Below are 22,128 nucleotides of genomic sequence, written 5' to 3' on the forward strand. Positions count from 1 at the left end.
AAGGAGGAAGCAGTGACACGCCGACTCGAGGGCAAGGTCGCGTTCGTGACCGGCGCCGCCAGGGGCCAGGGCCGGAGCCATGCGGTCCGGCTCGCCGAGGAGGGCGCCGACATCATCGCCGTCGACATCGCCGACCAGGTGCCCACTGTCACCTACCCCATGGCGACTCCGGAAGACCTCTGGCAGACCGTCAAGGAGGTGGAGGCCAGGGATCGGCGAATCCTGGCCACCGTCACCGACGTCCGCGATCTCACCGGGCTCGAGGCGGCAGCCCGCTCGGGGGTCGAGGCGTTCGGCCGCATCGATGTGATCGCCGCCAACGCAGGCATCTCGTCGTACGGCACCGCGCTGGAACTCACACCGCAGGCCTGGCGCGACGTCCTCGACATCAACCTCACCGGAGTCTGGAACACCGTTCGCGCGGTGGCGCCGCACCTCGTGTCCGGGGGCCGCGGCGGGTCGGTCGTGATCACGAGCTCGGCGGCCGGGCTACGCGGGCTGCGGAACCTGGCCCACTACAGCGCCGCGAAGCACGGGCTCGTCGGCCTGATGAAGGCACTGGCGATCGAGCTGGCTCCGCATTCGATCCGGGTGAACTCGCTGCACCCCGGCAGCGTCCTGACCAAGATGATCGACAACGACGTCACCGCGCGGCTGTTCCGGCCCGATCTGGCCGAGCCGACACGGGAGGACGTCGCCGAGCGGATGGCCGAGAGCAACCTGCTGGGTGTCCCCTGGCTGGAGCCATCGGAGATCAGCAACGCGCTCGTCTTCCTCGCCAGTGACGAGGCGCGGTTCATCACCGGCGTCACGTTGCCGGTGGACGCGGGTTATGTGCTGAAGTGAGCGGTGGCGAGCTCGTCGGCCGATGATCTCGACGAGACGACGCGACTGGTCGAGGAGTGGGACCGCCGCGGCCTACCCCCAGGTGGACGTGCACAACGGCGAAGCCCTCGCCCGTCGCCTGGGGAAGCCTCGGCCGAGCTCGGCGGCAACGACGTCGCGGTGGGCTCGGCCGGCGTCTCGTCGTTCGACGGTGCGGTGCACGGCGCGGAACGAGCTGTCGGAACCGTCGGTGCCCACGACGATGGTCGTGTACTCGGTCAAGGGGATCCTCCTGACGTTGCCGTTCGGGGAGCGCCTCGTCGACATCGGTCCCCAGGATCCGGCGCGCGATGCCCCACGCCCGGTTCCCCGCCGTGTCCACGGTGCCCGTAGGGGCGGTCGCGACGCTCCGGCAGACTGCTCGGACCGCGCGCAACGAGTGATCGGGTGCGTCGACGGCGAACTCACCGGACCCGATCCCGTCCTGCGCGACCGCGCGCCAGATCTCGACGGTCTGTGCACACGGCGCGGCGGTCAGCTTCCCGACGACGCACGACGGGGTCCGGCGTTCCCGGTCGACGACCAGGGCGTCGAACGGGTGGGCGTTGCGGTACTCGACGGAGAAGCGCACGAGGTCCCTCATGCGCTCGGACGCCGGCTCGGGGCGGGCCGCGAGAGCCCGACACCGGTCCACGTAGTTCTCCGCGAACGGCTGCACGATCTGCGCGAGTACGTCCTCCTTCCCCCCGAACCAGTGATAGATCGTGGCGAGTGTGCACCCTGCGGCCGTCGCGACCGAGCGCAGCGACGCGGCCTCGTAACCGCGCACAGCGAACAGTCCCCGTGCGGCGTGGAGGATCCGGGCGTCCGCGGGTCCGTCCGGGATCCTCCGCCGGTGCTCGGTCGTCGTCATGGGTGGTCGGTCACTGCACCGTGGGGAGGTCGGCGAAGACGGGTTCGCGCTTCTCCCCCCGTGCGCGGATGGCCTCTGCGATGTCGGCGCTGTCGAGCGCGGAGACGTTCCAGTGGGCGACCTGCTCGAGCCCGGCCTCCACGCCGAAGTCCCTGGCGTGGTTGAGGGCGGCCTTCGCTCCGGTCACGGCCAGCGGGCTCTTGGCTGCGATCTCCGCGGCGATGCCCCGGACGCCGTCGAGCAGCGCCGCCTGGTCGTCGAAGACCGTGTTGACGAGCCCTGCCCGCAAGGCCTCGTCGGCGGGCATCCGGCGGCCGGTGTACACCAGCTCCCGTGCGAGCCCTGGTGCGATCAGGCCCGGCAGACGCTGCAGCGTGCCCAGGTCGGCGGTCACCGCGATGTTGGTCTCCTGCACGACGAAGAAGGCGTCCGCGGTGGCGTAGCGCATGTCGCACGCCGTGACGAGGTCGACCCCGCCGCCGACGCAGCCGCCCTGGACCGCTGCGAGCACGGGGATCCGCAGCCGGTCGAGCCGGGTGAAGATCTCCTGTAGGGCCCTGAGGTGCGCGAACCGCGAGATCGCGTGTCGCCCTCGGTCTGCGCCAGGCTCGGCTGCGGCACCGCCGAAGGCGGCCAGGTCCATACCCGCGGTGAAGTGCCTGCCGGTCGACGAGATCACCAGTACCCGCACCGCGGGCGTCGAGGCGATCTCGTCGAGTGCGGACGGGAACTCCGACCAGAACGCCGGGGTGAGGGTGTTGAGGGCATCGGGGCGGTCGAGGGCCAGCTCGGCAACCGGACCGTCGACCGACAGCCTCAGGGATGGCCGGCTCACCGGCCGGCTCCGCGTCCGCGTCCGGCGAACGCGGCGCGCGCCGCAGCGAACTGCGGGCCGTGCTGCGCCTTGCCCTGGGCGACGGCCTCCTCGTCGAGCTGCGTCGTCAGGTCGTTCGTGGCGGCAGAGGCGAGCAACCTTCGGGTCACGCCTGCGATCTCACCGAGACCGGCAGCGAGCTCCACGGCGGCCTGCTGCGCCTGCGGGCCCGTCGCCTCCACCCGGTTGACCAGGCCCCAGGCCAGCGCAGTGTCCGCGTCCACGGGCTCGCCGAGCAAGGCCATCTCGGCCGCCCGCCCGCTGCCCACGATGCGCGGCAGCAGCCAGGTCGCCCCCGCGTCGGGCACCAACCCGATCTTCGCGAAGGCCAGCCGAAAGGTCGTCTCCGAGGCCGCGACCCTCAGGTCGCACGCCAGCGCGAGCGACACCGCCGCACCCGCCGCGACGCCGTTCACCGCGGCGACCATGGGCGTCTCGACGCCGAGCATGGTGCGCACGAGCGGGTTGTAGTGGTCGCGGACCACCTCCCCGGCATCCGCAGCGGGACCTCGCAGGTCGGCTCCCGCGGAGAACGCGCCCTCCGCACCGGTGAGGACGACGGCGCGGACCGCGGGGTCCCGCTCGGCGGCGACGATCTCGTCGTGCAGGGCGTCGACCAACGCGTGGCTGAGCGCGTTGCGCCGGTCCGGACGGTCGAGGGCCAGGACCCGGACCGCGTCGCGGTCCTCGATCCGCAGTCCCTCGTCGAGTCGCCGCTCGGTGCTCATGTGCCGGTCCACACGGGCTCGCGCTTCTCCGCGAACGCGCGCGGGCCCTCCTTGGCGTCGTTCGACGAACGGACCAACGTCCGCTCGTCGGCGGACAGCGCCCAGGAGTCCGCCTCGGCCGGGATGGCTCCGCCGATCATGCCCTGGGCGACCCGCTTGCTCGCCTGCACGGCGAGCGGGGCGTTGGCGTTGATCCGTTCGGCGAGCTCCAGCGCCGCGGTCAGGACCTGGTCGGCGGGGACGACGGAGTTGACCAGGTGCAGGTCGAGCGCCTCTCGGGCGGTGAGCGGGTCGCCGGTGACGAGCAGCTGCATCGCCACCTTCGGCGGCAGCTGGGCGGGGAGCCGGAAGAGACCGCCCGCGCCGGCCACGAGACCACGCTTCACCTCGGGCAGGCCGAACACCGCCGTGTCCGCCGCGACCACGAGGTCGCTGGCGAGCACCAGCTCGGTCCCCCCGCCCAACGCCGTTCCGTTGACGGCGGCGATCGTCGGCTTGGAGATGTGGTGCGACACGTACCCGGCGAATCCCCACGCCGCTCGCGGGCCCTCGTCGAAGAGCAGGCTCTCGCCCCGTGCGAGGGCCTTGAGGTCCGCGCCCGCGCAGAACGACTTGTCCCCGGCTCCGGTCAGCACGACCGTGCGGATGTCCACCTGCTTCTCGGCGTGCTCCAGAGCGTCGCCGATCCCGACGGTGACGTCGCGGTTGATCGCGTTCCGCGCCTCGGGTCGGTTGATCGTCACCAGCAGCGTGTTCCCCCGCTGCTCGACGAGCACGGCCTCCGTCTGCTCGCCCATCACACCGTCCCTTCCGTGACCACGTGACGGACCTGCACGTCGGTGAACTCCTCGTATCCGTGGACCCCGTTCTCCACGCCCAGCCCACTCGACTTGTGCCCGGCGAACGGATAGCGCGGGGAGAGGGCGGTGTGCGTGTTCACCCACACCGTTCCCGCCTCCATCTGCGCGGCGGTGGCCTCGGCGCGGTCGAGGTCCGCACCCCACACCGAGGCGCCGAGGCCGTACTCGCCCGCATTCGCCCGTGCGACCGCATCCTCGAGCGTGTCGTAGGGCAGCACCGGCAAGGCGGGGCCGAACTGCTCGTCGGCTGCCAGGGGTGCCTCGTCCGGGACGCCCGCCACCACGGTGGGCGGGTAGAAGTGCCCTGGTCCGCCCGGGAGCTCGCCCCCGTGCACGACTCGCGCGCCCCGTCCGCGTGCGTCCTCGACGTACTGCGCGACCTTGGCGCGCTGCGCCGCCGTCGTCAGCGGACCGAGCTGGGTCGACGGGTCCGACCCGGGACCCACGACCTTGTTCGCCGCCTCCGCGGCCAGCGCCTCGGCGACCGCGTCGACCATCGCCGCCGGCGCGTAGACCCGCTTGACCGCCGCGCACGTCTGGCCGTTGTTCGCGAACGCACTCGCGAAGATCTTGGACGCCACGGCCGACGGGTCGACGTCGTCGAGGAGGATGGCGGGGTCGTTGCCCCCGAGCTCCAGGGTCACTCGCTTGAGGCCCGCACCCGCGGCGACCCGCCGTCCGGTCGCGGTCGAGCCGGTGAAGCTGATCTTTCGCGGTATGTCGTGCGCCGTCACCTGGGGGCCGAAGGAGTCCGGACCGGTGACGACGTTGAGCACACCGGGCGGAAGGACGTCCGCGAGCACCCGACCGAGCAGAAGTGAGCTCAGCGGGGTGAGCGGCGAGGGCTTGAGCACGACGGTGTTGCCGGCAAGCAGGCCGGGCGCAGCCTTGAAGGAGGCGAGGAGCAGGGGATAGTTCCAGGGGGTGACCGCGGCGACCACCCCGAGCGGCACCCGGTGCAGCGTGACCCGGACACCGTCGCCGTCCTGCAGGACCTCGACCGGAGTCGGCAGCGATGCGTAGTAGCCGAACCAGGCGGCGGCCGCGTGCGCCTCACGAGTGGACTCGACGAGCGGTTTGCCCTGCTCGAGGGTGAGCAGCTGCGCCAGCTCGCCTGCGGACGCGGTGATCGCGGCCGCTGCCCGCTGCAAGGAGCTCCGGCGGGCGTCCTGGTCTCGCGCCCAGTCGCGCTGCGCGGCCTGGGCGCTCGCCATGGCCCAGTCGAGCTGGTCCCGGCCACAGGCGGGTGCGACGGCGAAGACCTCGCCGGTCGCGGGGTTCTCGACGTCGAAGCCGGAGGTCCCGGCCTCGGACTTGCCGTCGATGGTCATCAGGTGATCGCTCACGGCAGCCTCCACGCTCACATCATCCGCCGCAGCACGGCGTTCTTGAGCGACGTCATCGGGGGGTACAGGAAGGGTGGGTCGGGGCGGGTGTAGGTGCGCACGACCGGCTTGCGGTGGGAGAAGGTCTCGAACCCCCACCGGCCGTGGTAGGCGCCCGTCCCGCTGTGGCCGACACCGCCGAAGGGGACCTGGGGCGACAGGCAGTGCAGGCCGATGTGGTTGATGACCACGCCGCCCGCGCTCACCTTGTCCACGAAGCGCTTGTGCTCGGCGCCGCTCCCGCTGAAGAGGTACGCGGCGAGCGGCTTGGGACGGGCTCGGACGAACCCGATGGCGTCGTCGAGCGAGTCGACCGCGAGCACCGGGAGGATCGGGCCGAAGATCTCGTCCGCCATCAGCGGTGAGGTGATGTCCGGGTCCACGATGATCGTGGGCTGGACGGCGACCGCGGCCTCGTCCACCGAGCCGCCGTAGGCCACAGTGCCACCGTGGCTGTCGAGCAGACCTGCCAGCCGGTCGTACTGGCGGCGGTTGACGATGCGCTGCGCGGCAGGGGCGTCCTTGCGGAACTCCTCGACCGTTTCCACCAGCCGGCGCACCAGCTCGTCCTTCACCCCGGCCTCGACCAGCACGTAGTCCGGCGTGATGCAGGTCTGTCCGGCGTTGGTGAGCTTCGCCCAGACGATCCGTCGCGCCGCCACCTCGAGGTCGGCGTCCGCGGTGACGACCACGGGGCACTTCCCGCCGAGCTCGAGGGTCACCGGTGTCAGCGTCGGGGCCGCCGCTTCGAGGATCTTCGCACCGACCGCCGCGCTGCCCGTGTACAGGACGTGGTCCAGACCCTGGGCCAGGAGCGCCTGAGTCTCGTCCACAGCCCCCTCGACGACCGTGATCGCCGACGTGTCGAGGTACTCCCCCACCAGCCGCGCCATGAGGGCGGACGAGGCGGGCGCGTGCTCCGAGGGCTTGAGGACGACGGCATTGCCCGCGGCCACCGCACCGACCAGGGGGCCGAGCGTCAGGTAGAACGGGTAGTTCCAGGCACCGATCACCAGGACGACACCCAGCGGCTCCCGGCGGATCCTGCCCCACGCGGGGAGGGTCGCCTTCGGCAGCCCGGTGCGGCGGTCCTTGGCCCACCGGCCGAGCCGCGAACGGGCGAAGCGGATCTCTGCGCGGATGCTCGCGATGTCGGCGAGCCAGGCCTCGAAGGCCGTCCGTCCGAGGTCGGCGTCGAGGGCCTCGACGATCTCGCGCTCGTGCGTGGTGAGCAGCCGGTCCAGCGCGTCGAGCTGACGACGCCGCCAGGACAGAGCCCGGGTCCGGTCCGTGGCGAAGGTGGCCCGCAGACGGGCGACCACCTCCGGGACCGTGGAGCCGGAGGTGTGCGGCCCGGACACGGGCTGGGCCGCACCGTTGCGGCCGACGAGTGAAGTCATGACCAACCTTCCCGACCGGCTCGTCGCCGGCCGACCTGTGCTGTCCGTGGATGACGTGCGGTCAGGCCACATCGCGTGGCGGGACGGACGCGGTGACGACGTCCCACAGGACCGCTTCGCCGCCGTCGAGGCAGAGCGTCCCCAACCGGGCCGACCACTCCGACTCGGTGCCGTCCGTATCGCGCCACGCCCAGAGCCTGCGAGTCAGGCGATGGAGCGGGTACTCCTGCGTGATCCCCATGGCGCCGTGCAGCTGGTGGGCGATCCGGGCGACGTCACCGGCGGCGGACGCCGTGGAGATCCGGGCCGCGGCGACCGCGGCGGCGACGGTCGCGTCGCCGGCGTCCACCCCGCCGCGCTCGTCCACGATCTCAGCGGCGCGTCGGACCGCCGTGCTCGCGGTGATCTGGGCGGTCCGCATGGTCGCGAGCTGGGTGGCGACGGCGGGCAGCCTGACCAGTGGTGCGCCGAACTGCTCGCGTTCCGCCACGTAGGTGCGGGTCAGGTCGTACGCGCCCGTGAGCGTGCCCAGGAGGGCTCCTGCGCGCAGGAGCCCGACGAGCAGGGTCAGGTCGGACCCGCGGGCCTCGTCGAGACGCGCGCCACCGACTCCGCCGTCCGGCCGGACCGTGTCGCGCGGCTCGTCCGCGAGGTCCACGTCCTCCTCGACCGCCGCATGCTCCACGTCGACGATGCGGACCCTGTCCCGCAACGGGACCAGGACCTCCGCGGCATGCCGTCCCCAGGGCACGTCGCGCAGCACGTCCCGGTCCACGCCACCGGGAGCGGCCACCCCTCTGATCGCATTGTCGATCTCGTGGTGGCGGCCGAGCAGCACGTTCGCCGCGGCGCACGCCACGATCGGTGTCCCGATGCCGTGCCTGGCCAGCTCGCCCACCACGACGAGCAGGTCCCCGAGGTCACCGTCGGAGCCGCCGTTCTCCTCGGGTACCCCGATTCGCGTCAGCCCGGCCTCGGCGACCGCTGCCCACACGGCGGGGAGCTCGCCTGGCTCCGGCTCGACGTGTTCCTCCGCGATCGCCGCGATGAGGTCCTTCAACGCGCTCTCGTTGTCCGCGCTCACCGGGCCTCCTCCCTGGCCAGCAGGCCGAGCAGAACGTCGGCCGCCCCGCCTCGGATCGTGAAGCCGGGCTGGGCCGCGAGCGCTCCCCGGAACAGCCGGGCACCCGCGCCCCCGCCCGCCCCGAACACCTCGCGCGCGAGCTCGACCACGCTGCACTCGAACGCGTTCCCGAGGTACTTGAGCGTGACCGCCTCCTGGACGGGGGCTCGCCCGTCGTCGAGAGCACCGGCGAGCTCCCAGGCGAGTCGGCGGAGGGTCGCCAGCCTGGCGGCAAGGCCACCGAGGCGGGTCGCGATGTGCGGCTGACGCGCGGTGGGATGGCCGATGAGCTCGGCGAGCAGGGGGTAGGTCGACAGCACCCGCTCCGGGCCACCACGCTCGAAGGACAGTTGCTCCACGACCTGACGCCAGCCGTCCCCGGCGGTCCCGAGCAGGCGGTGCTCGGGGACGAACACGCCGTCGAGGACCACCTCGTTGAAATGGTGCTCGCCCGAGAGGTCCCGGATCGGGCTGATCTCGATGCCCTCGCTGGGCAGGTCGAGCACGAACTCGCTGAGACCCTGATGCTTGCGCTCGGCCTTCTCGGTGCGCGCCAGCAGGTACATGTGGGTCGCGTGGTGGGCGTGGCTCGTCCACACCTTCCGCCCGCTGACCCGCCAGCCGCCCTCGACCCGGTCCGCCCGGGTGGTGACCGACGCGAGGTCGGAGCCCGCGCCGGGTTCGCTCATCCCCAGGCAGTACACGGCCTCACCCGCGGTGATCGCCGGGAGGAGCTCCTTGCGGAGCTCCTCGGTGCCGTGGCGGAGTATGGCGGGACCGATCTGCCGGTCCCCGATCCAGTGCGCCGCGATGGGGGCACCCGCGCGGAGCAGCTCCTCGGTCACGGCCAACCGGTCCCGGTTCGACGAACCCGCGCCGCCGAACTCGGTCGGCCAGGTGATGCCGATCCAGCCCCGGGCCGCGAGCGCCCGGCTGAACTCGGGGTCGAAGCCGCGCATCCAGCTGTCGCAGGTCGGCTCGACGTGACGGTCGGTCCGCCACTGGTCGACGAACGCGCGCACCCGGGCACGCAGCTCCGCGCGGTAGGGGTCCTGGTCGTGTGTCCCGGTCATGCGGTCAGCCGCTCCCGCAGCTCACGCTTGAGGATCTTGCCCGCCCCCGACACGGGGAGGCTCTCCACGACGTGGACCTCGCGGATCTTCTTGTAGGGCGCCAGCTCCCCGTTCACCTCCGCCATGAGCGCGTCGGTGTCGAGCGCCCGGGCCCCGCGAGGGACGACGAAGGCCACCGGCAGGTCGCCGACGTCCGGGTTCGGCCTGCCGACCACCGCCGCGGCCGCGACGTCGGGTCGGCGCGCCAGCAGCTCCTCGATCTCCCGCGGGTACACGTTGTAGCCCTTGTAGATCAGCATGTCCTTCGTCCGGTCGACGATGAACAGGTGGCCGTCGGCGTCGCGGACGGCGACGTCGCCGGTGCGGAGCCAGCCGTCGCGCAGGACGTCCGCGGTGTCGTCGGGCCGGTTGCGGTAGCCCTGCATGACCTGCGGCCCGCGGATCCAGACCTCGCCGCGCTCGCCGTCCGCGACCGGGACCAGCGTGTCGGGGTCCCGCAGCTCCACCTCGGTGTCGAAGACCGGCACACCCACGCTGCCGACCTTGCGCTCCGACGAGCGGGACGTCGGGCCGTAGCTGACCCCCATCGTCGCCTCCGTGAGCCCGTAGCCCTCGACGACGACGACCCCGGGGAATCGCTCGCGAAGTCGGTTGACGTGGTGTTGGGACAGCGGCGCGGCCCCCGAGCTGACCAGCCGGACGGTGGACAGGTCGCGGGTGGCGGTGTCCGGATGGTCCAGGAGGGCGGCGAACAGGGTGGGCGCCCCGCTCAGCGAGGTCGCCCCGTGGCGCTCGGCAGCCTCCAGGAAGGCGGCAGGCTCGAACCGATGCTGGAGCACGGTCGTCACGCCCGCGAGAACGGGAACGTTCATGCTGCCGACGCATCCCATGGCGTGGTACCACGGCGACAGGTTGACCGTGACCCCCGTGCCGAGCCGAACGGGGAACTCCTCGGGGGTCCCGACCTGGTCGAGCCACACCGTGCCGTCGCGCTCCTCCGGGACACTGCCGTGGATCCAGCAGCCGAACTGAAGGATGTTGCTCACGACGTTGCGGTGGGTGAGCTCGACGCCCTTCGAGACGCCGGTGGTCCCACCCGTGTACGCGATGTGGGCGATCCGATCGACGTCTGTCGGCACCTCGGGCAGGATCGCCGCGTCGTCCGCCACCAGCTCCTCGTAACCGACGACACCCGTCCGGAGCTCCCCCCCGACCTGGATCACCAGGCGCACGTCCGGGGCCCCGGACCGGCGGACGGCGTCTGCACCGGTGTCCGAGGTGACGACCGCGACCGCGCCGCTGTCCACCAGCTGGCGACCGAGCGCGTCGTCCGGCAGCAGGGGGTTGACCGGCGAGAACACGGCCCCCGCGAGGAGCAGACCGTAGTAGGCGACGGCGTACTCGGGCCGGTTGGGCAGGTGTACCGCGACGACGTCACCCGGCTCGACACCGCTGGCGGCGAGCGCGGCCGCGAACGCCCGCGAACGGGCGCCCAGCTGGGCGAACGTCGTCACCTCCTCGTCGGAGACGAACGCCGCCCGGTCGCCGTAGCGCTCGGCCGCACCCAGCACCACCGCGCCGATCGGCAGCGCCGGATAGGTCAGGCTCTCGGGGAGCCCGACCGGGCGGACGGCACGCGTACCCGCCGCCGTCACGGCCGGATCCCCACTCTGGTCGCGAGGAGGCGACGCTGGTTGTCCGAGCTCCCCAGCAGGAGCGCGTTCGACTCGGCCCGGCGGTAGTACAGGTGTGCGTCGTGCTCCCACGTGCAGCCGATCCCACCGTGGATCTGGATGTTCTGGCGCGCGGCGAAGAGCGCGGCATCGGTCGCGAGAGCCAGAGCCATGGGAGCTGCCACGGCGGCGCTCGCGCCTGCCCGAGCGAGATCTGCGGCGTGGTACACGGCCGACCGTGCGGTCTCGGCGGCGATGAGCATGTCGGCGCACCGGTGCTTGATGGCCTGGAAGCTGCCGATCGGCCTGCCGAACTGGGTGCGGATCTTGGCGTACTCGACGCTCGCCTCCAGACAGGCCTGGGCCACGCCGAGCTGCTCGGCGGCGAGCATCACCCGCGCGAGGTCCAGGGCGCGGTCGACCACCTCATGGCCGTTCGCGACCCCGACCGTCGACGCGGCGGTACCGGTCAGGTGGACATGGGCCTGCTTGCGGGTCTGGTCGAGGGTGCCGAGCGGCTCGATGCGCACGCCCGTCGCCGAGCGGAGGTCGACCTCGACGAGCGCGGCGCCGTCCTCGGTGTCCACGACCAGGAGGAGCACGTCCGCCGTGGCAGCCGCCAGGACGTGGTGCGCCGTGCCGTCCAGGGCGAGGGCCCCGTCCGCGGCGGGTCTCGCGGTCACGGCCGGGCTGCCCAGGCTCCCGTCCCGGTCGACCAGCGCGACGGTTCCGACGACCGATCCGTCGGCCAGCGCGGGGAGCAGCCGCTTCTGGGCGGTCTCGTCGCCCGACGCGGTCACGACCGCCGCGGCCAGCGCGACGGACGCGAGATAGGGCCCGGTGTACAGCGCCCGACCCATCTCCTCGAACACGATGGCCTGTTCGAAATCGGAGAAGCCGGCCCCACCGAACTCCTCGGGGACCGCCATCCCGTGCAACCCCAGCTCCGCGGCGCAGCGGGTCCAGTGGGCCCGATCGACGCCCTCCGGGGTCGCCATCACCTCACGAACCCGTGACGGCGGCGCGGTGTCGGCCAGGAAGGCGCGGACGGACTCGGCGAGCGCCTTCTGCTCGTCGTCGAACAGCATGCTCATGCCTTCCTCCCGGACAGCTCACGGAACGGGGTGTCCCGGTCGTGGGCGGGTTCCTTGGGCAGGCCGAGAACCCGCTCGCCGATGATCGTCTTGAGCACCTCGTCGGTGCCGCCCGCGACGGACAGCGACGGGGTGAACAGCAGGGTGTTCGCGTAGCCGTCGGCCCCGGCCTCGTCCTCCCGCCACGCCACCCCGGCGGCACCGGCGAACCGGGCCCCCGCCTCGGCCGACCGGTTGGAGAAGTCCGTCCGGACGAGCTTCGCGACCGAGCCCTCCGGGCCCGGCGTCGTCCCCTGCATGAGGGCGGTGGTGATCCGCTCTCCCAGCAGGCCGACGACGCGTTCTCGCATCCAGAGGTCCGCGAGGTCGCGCACGACGCCGTCGTCGGTGAGCAGCCCGCGCCGGCGGGCGAGCTCGATCAGGTCGTCGGTCGAGTGCACGTCGTCCAGGGGGCGGACCGCCCCGAGGGAGACCCGCTCGTTCATCAACGTCGCGGTGGCCGCGTGCCAGCCGCCGTCGACCCCGCCGAGCACGTTGGCGTCGGGGATCCGCACGTCGTCGAAGAACACCTCGTTGAAGTGCTCGCCGCCGTCGATCTGCTTGATCGGCTGGATCGTGACGCCGGGCGAGCGCAGGTCGACGATGAACATCGTCAGGCCCTTGTGCTTCGACTTGTCGGGGCTGGTCCGGGCGAGCAGGATGCCGAACTCGCAGTGGTGCGCACCGGAGGTCCACACCTTCTGCCCGTTGACGACCCAGTCCTCGCCGTCCTTGACGGCCCGAGTGGTGAGCCCGGCGACGTCCGAGCCCGCGCCGGGCTCGGAGAACAGCTGGCACCAGACCTCGTCACCGCGCAGCATGGGCTCGATGTAGCGCTGCTTCTGCTCGTCGCTGCCGACCGCCAGGATCGTCGGTCCGCACATGCCGAGGCCGATGATGAACATGACCAGCGGCAGGTCGTAGCGGCGCGTCTCCTCGGTGAAGACGATCTGCTCGCGCATCGTCAGGCCCTGGCCGCCGAACTCCTCGGGCCAGGTCAGCCCGGCGAGCCCGGCCTCGAACAGCGCGAGCTGGCACTCCTTGTTGCGCTCGACCGCGGCGTGGTCGCCCCGTCCGATGCGACGCCGCCCGCCGCTGCTCTCCTTCGTCCAGCCGTGAGCAGGCGCTTCCTTCTCCAACCAGGTCCGGACGCGGGTGCGGAAGGCCTGCAGGTCCTCCTCGCCGCTCATCGGGGTGCCATCCGGATCGCGCCGTCCAGGCGGATGGTCTCCCCGTTGATCATCGGGTTGTCGATGATGTGCGCGGCGAGCGAGGCGTACTCCTCCGGGGTACCGAGCCGCTTCGGGTGCGGCACCGAGGCTCCCAGCGAGTCCCGCACGGGCTGCGAGAGCCTGCCGAGCAGCGGCGTGTCGAAGATGCCGGGAGCGATCGTGTTGACCCGGATCTCCTTGCTCGCGAGGTCGCGGGCGGCGACGATCGTCATGCCGACGACACCTGCCTTCGACGACGCGTAGGGGATCTGGCCGATCTGGCCCTCGTAGGCCGCCACGGACGCGGTCAGGACCACCACACCGCGCTCACCCTCGACGGACTCCGTGCGGGCGATCCGCGCCGCGGCGAGCCGCAGCACGTTGAAGGAGCCGATCAGGTTGGTCCGGATCACGCCCTCGTAGTTCTCCAGGGAACCCGGGCGCCCCTCCTTGTCCAGGACACGCATCGTGTGGCCGCGTCCGGCGCAGTGGACGACCGCCCGCAGCGGTCCCGCCTCCTCGGCGGCGTCGAGGACCGACTCGACGCCCTGCTCGTCAGTCACGTCGGCGGGGACGAACCGCGCGCCGAGCTCCGCCGCGGACTCCTCCCCCCGCGACGTCGGCAGGTCCAGCAGGACCACCGACGCACCCTCCTTGACCAGCCGCGCGGCGGTGGCGTACCCGAGACCGGACGCACCGCCCGTGACGACGGCCGAAGCCCCTGCAATCCTCATTGATCCTCCTGTCGCAAGCGGTGAGCGGCGTGACCGGGGGGTCAGAGTCGCTCGATGACGGTGGCGTTCGCCATCCCGCCCGCCTCGCACATGGTCTGGAGCCCGTACCGACCGCCGGTCCGCTCCAGGTTGTTCAACATCGTGGTCATGAGCCGGGCGCCGGAACCGCCCAGCGGGTGCCCCAGGGCGATCGCGCCACCGCAGGGGTTGAGCCGCTCGGGGTCGGCGTCGAACTCCGCCTGCCAGGCCAGCGGCACCGGGGCGAAGGCCTCGTTGACCTCGATGTGGTCGAGGTCACCGATGGTCAGCCCGGAGCGCTCGAGCACCCGGTGCGTGGCCGGGATGGGGCCCGTCAGCATCATGATGGGGTCGTCCGCGACCACCGAGAACGAGTGGAAGCGGGCGCGCGGGCGGAGCCCCAGCTTCGCGGCGCGGTCGGCGCTCATCACGAGCATCGCGCTGGCGCCGTCGGTGATCTGCGAGGAGTTGCCCGCCGTCACCGACCACGTGATCTCCGGGAAACGCTGCAGCCACCGCTCGTGCTCGAACGCCGGCTTGAGGCCCCCGAGCTTCTCCGCCGTGGTACCGCGCCGGATCGTCTCGTCGCGGTCGACGACGACCTCGTCACCCGGCTCCCCGGGCACCCGGATGGGCACGATCTCGTTCGCGAACCCGCCGGCGTCCTCGTACGCGGCGGCCCGCTCGTGGGAGCGCGCCGAGTACTCGTCCATCTCCTCACGGGTAATCTTCCACTTCGCTGCGATCAGTTCCGCCGCGATGCCCTGCGGCACGAGTCCCGGCGCGAAGCGGGCGGCGACGCCAGGGCCGTAGGGGTCCATCCCGATGGCGCTGCTGCCCATCGGGATCCGGCTCATGGACTCCACACCGGCGACCACGGCGACGTCGTAGGCACCCGCGAGCACGCCCTGCGCGGCGAAGTGGGCCGCCTGCTGGCTGGAGCCGCACTTGCGCTCCACGGTGGTCGACGGCACGTGCACGGGCAGCCCCGCGCTCAGCCACGCCATGCGACCGACGTTGCCTGCCTGCTCCCCGACCTGGCTGACGCAACCCGCGAGGACGTCGTCGACGGTGCCCGGGTCGATCCCGGTCCGCTCGATCAGTGCCTTGATCGTCTGGGCCAGCAGCTCGACGGCGTGCAGCCCGGACAGGGCGCCGCCCTGCTTTCCCTTCGTCAGCGGCGAACGAATGGCATCCACGATCACGGCGTCGGTCACGTGTGTCTCTCCTCTGGTGGGGTGGCGTGCGGTGGCCCGGACCGGACACCGGCGGGGAGCGTGGCGCCACGTTCGGGCACTCACCGAGCCGCGACGGGCCTTCGGTCCGGACCGAGGCCGCGGCCCGCCGAAGGGGCGGCCGCGGACGGAGCGCGCGACAGGGACGTCGGCGCGCACGGGAGGGGTCAGGCGTGCAGGATCTCCGACGCCTTGGAGCTGTTGCGCTCAAAGGAGTCCGTGACCTCGTCGGCCCCCGCGACCTCCGGGTCGCCGTCCTTCAGCGCCAGGGCGACTCCGAACGCGCGCAGCGCCTCCGCCGCCTTCTCCCCGTCGTCGTGCGGGAGGATCCGCGTCACCCGGTCGTAGGTGGACACGAAGGGACGCGCGATCTTGACCAGGTGGCGCAGGCTGTTGTTGGGCAGGCCGAGCTGGTCGCAGATGTCGTCGCCCGCCCAGGCGCGCATCAGGCCGTAGGTCAGGACCTTCTTCTGGTCCGGGCCCAGACGCTTGTCGATGAACGGCGGCAGCACCTCGTAGCCCTGGATCTTCTCCTCGCAGATGTAGTCGGTGAGCGACTTCATCAGCGCGACGCAGCCCTGGTCGGCGGGGTGCTCGAGCATCCGCACGATCGCGGACTTCGTCTTGAGGTCCTTCCAGTCCGTGAAGTTGATGTCGTCCGGGATCCCCATGACGTAGCCGATGTAGCGCCACAGGGCGATGATGTCGTCGACCTCGCGGTCGCTGAGGTTGATCCCGACCTTGCGCAGGGCGTCGACCACCGCCTCGGTGAACAGGCACCCCATCGTGTACAGCGCATCGACGTTGTCGACCGGGACACCCCAGTCGTTCCAGTCCCAGTCCGCACTGCGGGACAGGTGGTAACGCACCGCCCCGTGGATCATCCGGACGTTCATGGTGAGGCGGAAACCGTCCTCGAACCTGCGCATCCCGTTCGGCTTGGAGGCATTCGCCGCCCAGCGCAGCGTCTCGATCAGCCGCCTGCCGACCTGGTCCCGCTCGATCAGGCGACGACTCAGCACCAACGGTCGCGTGCCGCCGTAGGTACGGAAACCCGCGCCGATGGCGGCGTAGGCGAGGCACATCACGACCATCTTGCCCGCGCGCCAATAGGCGATGCTGCCGCGCTCGAGCTGGTCCCAGTCCACCCAGTCCGGAACGGTGTCCACCGACTTGAACAGCTCGACGAGAGCAGCAGGCGGGTCGACCAGACTGTCGATCCCCTCCTCCAGCGCCTTGGCGTACAACGCCCGTCCTTCAGCGGGGGAACCGCCGAGGTCGTGCAGTGCCGCGTAGGCGGCGTAACCGAGCTCGTCTCCTCGGTTGTAGTGGTCCGCGATGTGCTCGACCGTGGTGCGGCCGTACAGACCCACGGCCTTCTCGAAGTTGACGGTCCGTCGTAGTGACGGGCCCGAGACCAGGTCGTCTGGGATGTCGGCGGGCCGGACATCCGGCTGCGCTGTGGGCATGGAGGCCTCCTAGCAGCGAATCGGGAACAGCCGCAGTGCTGCTCGGCGACAGATTACACGATCTGTCGCCTGCAGCAAGTCCGGACGGGCGACACAACGTGTCGCCTGACGCACTCCTCGACGACACGAGTCGTGAGCGGTGCCATACTCGACCGGGTACGGCTCGCGCGCATCGGTGCGAGCCCGTCGAACGAGGGGGCTGGACATGGCACGACGCTCGGGCGGTGGCGATCTCAGGAATGAGATTCTGGAGGTCGCCACCACCCTGCTGCAGCGCCTCCCGCTCCACAAGCTCACGATGGAAGACGTCGCCCGCCAGACCGGCATCGCGCGACAGACGATCTACAAGCACTTCAGCGGGCGGGACGAGCTCCTGATCGCGCTGTACATCCGGCAGATCGACCAGAACCACCGCCCGGTGCTCGAGCGACACTTCGCCGACACCGAGCCGTCGACGCGCGCGCTGCTCGACCTGATCATGACGGAGATCAAGATCGCCAGCGAGTTCGCCCTGTTCGACGAGGTCCTCGACCCCAACATCGCCCCTCGGATGGCGGAGCTCGTGTTCGGCTCGGTCGGCATGGCGGAGGCTCGCGAGGACTACTGGCTGCCGATCCTGCGGCGGTACGAGGAGAGCGGCGTCCTCCGCCCCGGACTCGATCACCGGGCGATGAGTCGATGGATCACCTATCAACAGTTCTGGCTGTTGACCCACCCCACCGCACTGACCAAGGAGGAGGACGAACTGACCGCGTACGTCCGGGACTTCATGGTGGCCGCTGTCGTGACCGCCCCACTCCCTCCGGGTGAGATCATCCCCACCCCACGCGAGAAGGCGACGGGCGACAGTATCGGTAACCTGTAACCTCCGAAGGAGTCCCCGACCACTGCCGGTCGGGGGCGTCCCGAGGAAGGAGCGCGGATGCGCGCGGTCTACATCGAGTCCTTCGCACCCGAGTCGCCGCTCGACGGTCTCGTGGTCGGTGAGCGTCCCGAGCCGGTCGTCCCGCCGGGGTGGTCCCTCGTCGAGGTTCGTGCGGCATCGCTCAACAGACACGACCTGTGGTCCCTGCGAGGCGTGGGGCTGGCCGAGAAGAACCTGCCCATGATCCTCGGCTGCGATGCCGCCGGCGTCACCGAGGACGGTCGTGAGGTCATCGTGCACGCGGTCGTGGCGGATCGAGGCCGACGTTCCGTGTTGTCCGAGCAGCACCAGGGCGCATTCGCCGAACGGCTCGTCGTCCCGACCGCGAACCTCGTGACCAAACCCGCGGAGCTGACGTTCGAGGAGGCGGCCTGCCTGCCCACGGCGTGGCTGACCGCCTATCAGATGCTGTTCGGCAAGGCGGACGTCGAGCCGGGCGGAACCGTTCTCGTCCAGGGCGCAGGTGGCGGGCTCGCGACGGCGCTCGTGCTGCTGGCGCGCTCCGCGGGCTTTCGCGTGCTCGTCACCAGCCGCAGCGAGCAGAACCGGGCGTTCGCGCTCGATCTGGGTGCCGAGGGGGCGTACGAGAGCGGGGCCCGGCTGCCCGAGCGGGTCGATGCCGTCATGGACTCTGTCGGAGCCGCCACGTGGCCGCACTCGCTCAAGTGTCTGAAGCCGGGCGGGACCATGGTCGTGTCCGGAGCGACCAGTGGCTACCAGATCACCGTCGACGCCGCCCTGGTGTTCGCCAAACAGCTGACCATCCGCGGCTCCTCGATGGGCTCCCTCGAGCGCCTCGACCGGCTCGCGAACCTGTGCGCGTCCGCGGGCATCAAGCCGCCGATCCACCAAGTCCTCCCGTTGGCCGAGGCACACGCCGGATTCGCCGCCATGGAGCAGGACGACCTGCGCGGAAAGATCGTGTTCACTCCCTGACCGGGGGCGGTTCGCGAGTGGGTGCCGTCCCGCCCCCTGGCACCCACCCGCTCCTCCGCGTCCCGCCCGCCCCTGCGGGCTCGGCGAATCAGCGAAGCCGGTGTCGCGGCTCGCCGTACCCGCCGTGGCCGGCCCGAGGCAGCTGCTCGGTGGGGGCCCCCGGGTCGGCGACGCCCGCTTGCGGCTGGGCGATGTGTGAGGCTCGGATCGCCGCCTGGGCGGCAGGCGACAGGGTGTGCATCATGTCCCGCACGCGCTGCTGCCTGCGAGCTACGGCCTTGCGCTCCGGCACTCCGGCGGAGACCTCCAGCTGAGGCTTGATGGGTGGCAGGCCGTCGAGTTCTCCCGCCTCCGCCATCTCCCGCTCGGCCTGCGCGGAGTCCTTCTCCTCCGACATGCCGATCGGTCCCTCGCGCCGACCGTTGAGAAACTGCGACACCACCGGGTCGTCGCTGGTCAGCAGAAGCTCGCGTGGCCCGAACATGGCCAGGTGCTTGCGGTACAGCATGCCGATGTTGTCCGGGACCGTCTGTGCGGTGTTGATGTCGTGGGTGACGATCAGGAACGTCGAGTCCGTCTGCGCGTTCAGGTCGATGATCAGCTGGTTCAGGTACGCCGTGCGCACCGGGTCCAGCCCCGAGTCCGGCTCGTCGAACAGGATGATCTCCGGGTCCAGCACCAGCGCCCTCGCCAACCCGGCCCGCTTGCGCATACCGCCCGAGATCTCACCGGGGAGCTTGGACTCGTCGCCCTTCAGGCCGACCATGTCCATCTTCTCCATCACGATGTCCTTGATCTGCGCCTCGGACTTCTTCGTGTGCTCGCGCAGGGGGAACGCGATGTTGTCGAAGAGGTTCATCGACCCGAACAACGCGCCGTCCTGGAACAGCACGCCGAAGAGCTTGCGCAGCTCGTACAGTCGGTTCTCGTTGCACCGCACGAGATCCGTGTCGTGGATGACGATCGATCCCTTCTCCGGCTTCAGCAGCCCGATAAGGGACTTCAGGAAGACCGACTTGCCGGTCCCGGACGGGCCCAGCAGCACGCTGACCTCGCCCGGAGGCAGGGTCAGGCTCACATCGGACCAGATGTTGGCCCTGCCGAAGGACTTCGACAGCCCCTCGACCTTCACTTCGACTCCGGACACGGGTCGGCTCCTCCAAGGATCGTGACTACGCCACGGGACTGGGTCAGACAGGGGTCAACTCGGAGACGAGCCACTCGTCCGCCGGGCGTTCCATCGTCACGCGGACACGGCTGCCGGCGACATCGGGCGCCCGTCCCTCCGGACCGGTGGACTGGTTGACGAACATGAGCAGGGTGATGCGGTTCGGGCCGTCGTCCGCGGCCACCCCGGAGTCGACGAGCTCGGTCGTGGTGATCAGGACGCTCTGCTGAGCGGCCGGGAGCACGACGTCTCGCATCAGCTTCGCGTAGTCGTCCTTGAACGACCCCGTCAGACGAGCCTCGCGCGAAGCCAGGTCACCACCGAGGCTCGTGTGGTCGAAGGACAGGAGCACCGGAACGGCCTCCTTCGCGACCGCCTGCGCCTCGGCCCGTGCCATCACCGTCCGCTGCTCACGGACGTGCAGCACCGTGAAGGTGGCGATCCCGGCGAGGAGCAGGAGCGCGGCCACTCCCGCGACGATCGCGGCGGGGCGCGGCGCACGCTCGGACCAGGTGATGAGTCTGCCCGGTGCTGTCCCCACCGCCGCCGCACCGGTTCGGAGCGTACCCAGGACACGTCCGACGCCGCTCATCCGACGAAGTCCAGCTTGTTCACGAGCCACCGGTCGTCCTCCTTCATCATCTCCAGACGCATCCGGTAGAGCCGTGGCTCCGCCTCGGGGGAGGAGCTGTTGTCGACCATGCTGCGCACCGCCACCAGCGCCTCCGCCGTCGAGGAGCCGGACTCGATCAGTGCGGCACCGGTCACCTCGCCCGTCGAGTCCACCTTCGACTCCCGGACCATCCCGATGTAGGAGTCCAGGTTCTGCCGGAAGAGGTCGCCGAACTCGCCGGTTCCGGCGTCGATGACACGCTGCACGTCGGCGTCGGCGGAGTCGAAGTTCATCGACGTCAGGGCGACCGCCGCCGAGCGAGCTGCATCGAGAGCCTCGGCTCGTGAGGCCTCCCGGGAGCGGTCGGAGAGGTAGAGCAGGCCGGAGGCCACGAGGCCGAGCAGCAGTGCCAGGAGCACGAGCAGGACGATCCACCGGGCCCGACGCGAGGTCGGTCGGTGCGGTTCGCTCGCGGACGAGTCCGCGGCGTCCTCGTCCCCGGCGGGGCCGTCGGTGATCACCGTGGTCGGCTCGTCGTCCTGGTCGGGCGCGAGCCGGTTCGTTCGGGTCGCGGACATGCCGTGACCTCCTTCTGACGGGGGGCGGATCAGACGGGTTGGATGTCGGCGGTCAGCCAGCGGCCGTCCACCCTCTCCAGCGAGAGCTGGACGCGGCTGCCCGTGAGCAGCGGCTGGGCGAGGCTCGGCGCCTCGGAGCTCTGGTTCAGGAAGAGCAGCAGGGTCACGTGGTCGACGTCCGGGACCGCCACGACCGACGATCCGACGACCGTCGAGGTGGTGACCACCTGCTGGGCGGCGGCCGCCGGGGCCACCGTGCCCGCGACCATCGAGCGGTACCGCTCGCGGAAGTCTCCGGTGAGCTGGTCCAGTCGGAGGTCCACGTCGCGGTCCAGAGAGCGGTAGTCGTAGGACAGCAACTGCTGGGCGGCGAGCGACGCGGCCTCTCGGGCCTCGGCCCTCGCCGTCTCAAGGGAGCGCTGGTGCAGGAGCATGCCTCCGAAGGTCGCGCCGACGACCAGTGCGACGAGGGCGACGCCCAGCGCCGCGACCATGCCCCTCGACCGGCGTGGAGCCGCGGGCTCCTCGCGGGACGAGGTCGACGCGACCGGGTCCGGCATCCCCACCGGGTTCTCCCCGTCGATGTCCTTCTCGGTCTTCTCGCTCACGGGACGAACTCCACCTTGTCGGCCAGCCATTCACCGTCGGGCTGCTCGGTCATCTCGACCGCCATGCGGTAGGTGCGCTGCTCGCCGTCGGGGGCCTGCTGGTTGCGCACCTCGGCCCTCAACGCGACGAGCACCCGGGCCGTGGGCCCGTCGAGGCGTTCCAGCCCGGACGAGACGACCTCGCCGCTGGTCTCGACGCCGCCCTTGCGGACGATGTCGACGTAGGAGTCCAGGTTCTCGGAGAAGATCTTCCCGAAGTCGCCCACGGCACCGTCCATGATCCGTCGGACGTCCTGCTCGGCCGAGTCGGAGCTGACCGACACCAGCGCCACCGCCATGTCCTGGGCTTCCGCGACCGCGCGGTCGCGGCGCTCGTCGAGCTGCCTGCCGTCGTTCCACAGGATTCCGAGGAGCACCGCGGCCGCGACGAGGAGGACCGCGAGCACGGCGGCTGCGACGGTCGCGGGCCGCGGCCGCGGGGCGACCGCCTCTCCCCCACCGCCGCCGTCCGTGCCTGCCGTCTCCACCTCGGACCCGCTGGTGTCAGCGGGCCCCGCGGCCTCGACGGCCTCCGCCTCGGCGAGCGGCTCGGGGGAAGCCGGCTCGGTGGCGCTCTGCTCGTCAGTCTTCATCTCAGGTTCACCTC

Annotated in this window: 22 protein-coding genes; 3 read left to right on the plus strand and 19 right to left on the minus strand. The window is 71.2% G+C overall.

The features are described 5' to 3' along the window. The first annotated feature begins 12 nt into the window (after positions 1-12). Complete coding sequence (locus ABD993_RS17490) at positions 13-846, plus strand: mycofactocin-coupled SDR family oxidoreductase (protein WP_345419106.1); 834 nt, start codon at positions 13-15, stop codon at positions 844-846. Here the strand turns inward: ABD993_RS17490 and ABD993_RS36760 are convergent. The 14 genes from ABD993_RS36760 to ABD993_RS17555 form a co-directional block, all read right to left on the minus strand. After that, on the minus strand, positions 809-1,738 hold the full coding sequence (locus ABD993_RS36760) for a TetR/AcrR family transcriptional regulator (RefSeq protein WP_425569032.1): 930 nt from the start codon (positions 1,736-1,738) through the stop codon (positions 809-811). The genes ABD993_RS17490 and ABD993_RS36760 overlap by 38 nt on opposite strands. Before the next feature lie 10 nt (positions 1,739-1,748). Then, the gene (locus ABD993_RS17495) at positions 1,749-2,573 is read right to left on the minus strand and encodes an enoyl-CoA hydratase-related protein (protein WP_345419109.1); all 825 of its coding nucleotides are present in this window, start codon (positions 2,571-2,573) and stop codon (positions 1,749-1,751) included. Beyond that, positions 2,570-3,340: an enoyl-CoA hydratase-related protein gene (locus ABD993_RS17500; RefSeq protein WP_345419113.1), complete on the minus strand. Its 771-nt coding sequence runs from the start codon at positions 3,338-3,340 to the stop codon at positions 2,570-2,572. The genes ABD993_RS17495 and ABD993_RS17500 overlap by 4 nt, the downstream gene beginning before the upstream one ends. Continuing rightward, positions 3,337-4,137 carry a crotonase/enoyl-CoA hydratase family protein gene (locus tag ABD993_RS17505; RefSeq protein WP_345419116.1) on the minus strand — a complete coding sequence of 267 codons (801 nt, stop codon included), beginning with the start codon at positions 4,135-4,137 and terminating at the stop codon, positions 3,337-3,339. Before ABD993_RS17505 ends, ABD993_RS17500 begins: the two co-directional genes overlap by 4 nt. After that, positions 4,137-5,546: an aldehyde dehydrogenase family protein gene (locus ABD993_RS17510; RefSeq protein ID WP_345419119.1), complete on the minus strand. Its 1,410-nt coding sequence runs from the start codon at positions 5,544-5,546 to the stop codon at positions 4,137-4,139. Before ABD993_RS17510 ends, ABD993_RS17505 begins: the two co-directional genes overlap by 1 nt. Before the next feature lie 14 nt (positions 5,547-5,560). Next, positions 5,561-6,985, minus strand: a complete 1,425-nt coding sequence (locus tag ABD993_RS17515) for an aldehyde dehydrogenase family protein (protein ID WP_345419122.1) — start codon at positions 6,983-6,985, stop codon at positions 5,561-5,563. A gap of 61 nt (positions 6,986-7,046) precedes the next feature. Next, positions 7,047-8,069, minus strand: coding sequence for an acyl-CoA dehydrogenase family protein (locus ABD993_RS17520; protein ID WP_345419124.1), 1,023 nt, complete (start codon positions 8,067-8,069; stop codon positions 7,047-7,049). Then, positions 8,066-9,181 (minus strand): acyl-CoA dehydrogenase family protein, encoded by a 1,116-nt coding sequence (locus ABD993_RS17525; RefSeq protein ID WP_345419127.1) that lies wholly within the window; start codon positions 9,179-9,181, stop codon positions 8,066-8,068. The genes ABD993_RS17520 and ABD993_RS17525 overlap by 4 nt, the downstream gene beginning before the upstream one ends. Next, complete coding sequence (locus ABD993_RS17530) at positions 9,178-10,836, minus strand: class I adenylate-forming enzyme family protein (RefSeq protein WP_345419130.1); 1,659 nt, start codon at positions 10,834-10,836, stop codon at positions 9,178-9,180. The genes ABD993_RS17525 and ABD993_RS17530 overlap by 4 nt, the downstream gene beginning before the upstream one ends. Then, complete coding sequence (locus ABD993_RS17535; protein ID WP_345419133.1) at positions 10,833-11,948, minus strand: acyl-CoA dehydrogenase family protein; 1,116 nt, start codon at positions 11,946-11,948, stop codon at positions 10,833-10,835. Before ABD993_RS17535 ends, ABD993_RS17530 begins: the two co-directional genes overlap by 4 nt. Continuing rightward, positions 11,945-13,177 carry an acyl-CoA dehydrogenase family protein gene (locus ABD993_RS17540; RefSeq protein ID WP_345419136.1) on the minus strand — a complete coding sequence of 411 codons (1,233 nt, stop codon included), beginning with the start codon at positions 13,175-13,177 and terminating at the stop codon, positions 11,945-11,947. The genes ABD993_RS17535 and ABD993_RS17540 overlap by 4 nt, the downstream gene beginning before the upstream one ends. Beyond that, the gene (locus ABD993_RS17545; protein ID WP_345419139.1) at positions 13,174-13,932 is read right to left on the minus strand and encodes an SDR family NAD(P)-dependent oxidoreductase; all 759 of its coding nucleotides are present in this window, start codon (positions 13,930-13,932) and stop codon (positions 13,174-13,176) included. Before ABD993_RS17545 ends, ABD993_RS17540 begins: the two co-directional genes overlap by 4 nt. A 41-nt stretch (positions 13,933-13,973) precedes the next feature. After that, positions 13,974-15,167 carry a thiolase family protein gene (locus ABD993_RS17550; RefSeq protein WP_345419141.1) on the minus strand — a complete coding sequence of 398 codons (1,194 nt, stop codon included), beginning with the start codon at positions 15,165-15,167 and terminating at the stop codon, positions 13,974-13,976. 185 nt (positions 15,168-15,352) lie between these two features. Continuing rightward, positions 15,353-16,654 carry an oxygenase MpaB family protein gene (locus tag ABD993_RS17555; RefSeq protein ID WP_345419144.1) on the minus strand — a complete coding sequence of 434 codons (1,302 nt, stop codon included), beginning with the start codon at positions 16,652-16,654 and terminating at the stop codon, positions 15,353-15,355. A gap of 205 nt (positions 16,655-16,859) precedes the next feature. Between ABD993_RS17555 and ABD993_RS17560 the strand changes: the two genes are divergently transcribed. Both ABD993_RS17560 and ABD993_RS17565 read left to right on the plus strand, forming a co-directional pair. Continuing rightward, on the plus strand, positions 16,860-17,519 hold the full coding sequence (locus ABD993_RS17560) for a TetR/AcrR family transcriptional regulator (protein ID WP_345419147.1): 660 nt from the start codon (positions 16,860-16,862) through the stop codon (positions 17,517-17,519). A gap of 57 nt (positions 17,520-17,576) precedes the next feature. Next, positions 17,577-18,515: a quinone oxidoreductase family protein gene (locus ABD993_RS17565; RefSeq protein ID WP_345419149.1), complete on the plus strand. Its 939-nt coding sequence runs from the start codon at positions 17,577-17,579 to the stop codon at positions 18,513-18,515. Between the two features lie 88 nt (positions 18,516-18,603). Here the strand turns inward: ABD993_RS17565 and ABD993_RS17570 are convergent, their stop codons facing one another. The 5 genes from ABD993_RS17570 to ABD993_RS17590 all read right to left on the minus strand — a co-directional run bounded on the left by ABD993_RS17570 (position 18,604) and on the right by ABD993_RS17590 (position 22,114). After that, positions 18,604-19,662 (minus strand): ABC transporter ATP-binding protein, encoded by a 1,059-nt coding sequence (locus tag ABD993_RS17570; protein ID WP_345419152.1) that lies wholly within the window; start codon positions 19,660-19,662, stop codon positions 18,604-18,606. Between the two features lie 43 nt (positions 19,663-19,705). Further along, positions 19,706-20,152: a hypothetical protein gene (locus tag ABD993_RS17575; protein ID WP_345419155.1), complete on the minus strand. Its 447-nt coding sequence runs from the start codon at positions 20,150-20,152 to the stop codon at positions 19,706-19,708. 119 nt (positions 20,153-20,271) lie between these two features. Next, positions 20,272-20,874 (minus strand): hypothetical protein, encoded by a 603-nt coding sequence (locus ABD993_RS17580; protein ID WP_345419158.1) that lies wholly within the window; start codon positions 20,872-20,874, stop codon positions 20,272-20,274. A 29-nt stretch (positions 20,875-20,903) separates the two neighbouring features. Continuing rightward, on the minus strand, positions 20,904-21,482 hold the full coding sequence (locus ABD993_RS17585) for a hypothetical protein (RefSeq protein WP_345419160.1): 579 nt from the start codon (positions 21,480-21,482) through the stop codon (positions 20,904-20,906). After that, on the minus strand, positions 21,479-22,114 hold the full coding sequence (locus tag ABD993_RS17590) for a hypothetical protein (RefSeq protein WP_345419163.1): 636 nt from the start codon (positions 22,112-22,114) through the stop codon (positions 21,479-21,481). The genes ABD993_RS17585 and ABD993_RS17590 overlap by 4 nt, the downstream gene beginning before the upstream one ends. Positions 22,115-22,128 lie beyond the last annotated feature (14 nt).

Origin of the sequence: Pseudonocardia xishanensis, from assembly GCF_039541715.1 — a bacterium.
Taxonomy (GTDB): Bacteria; Actinomycetota; Actinomycetes; order Mycobacteriales; family Pseudonocardiaceae; genus Pseudonocardia; species Pseudonocardia xishanensis.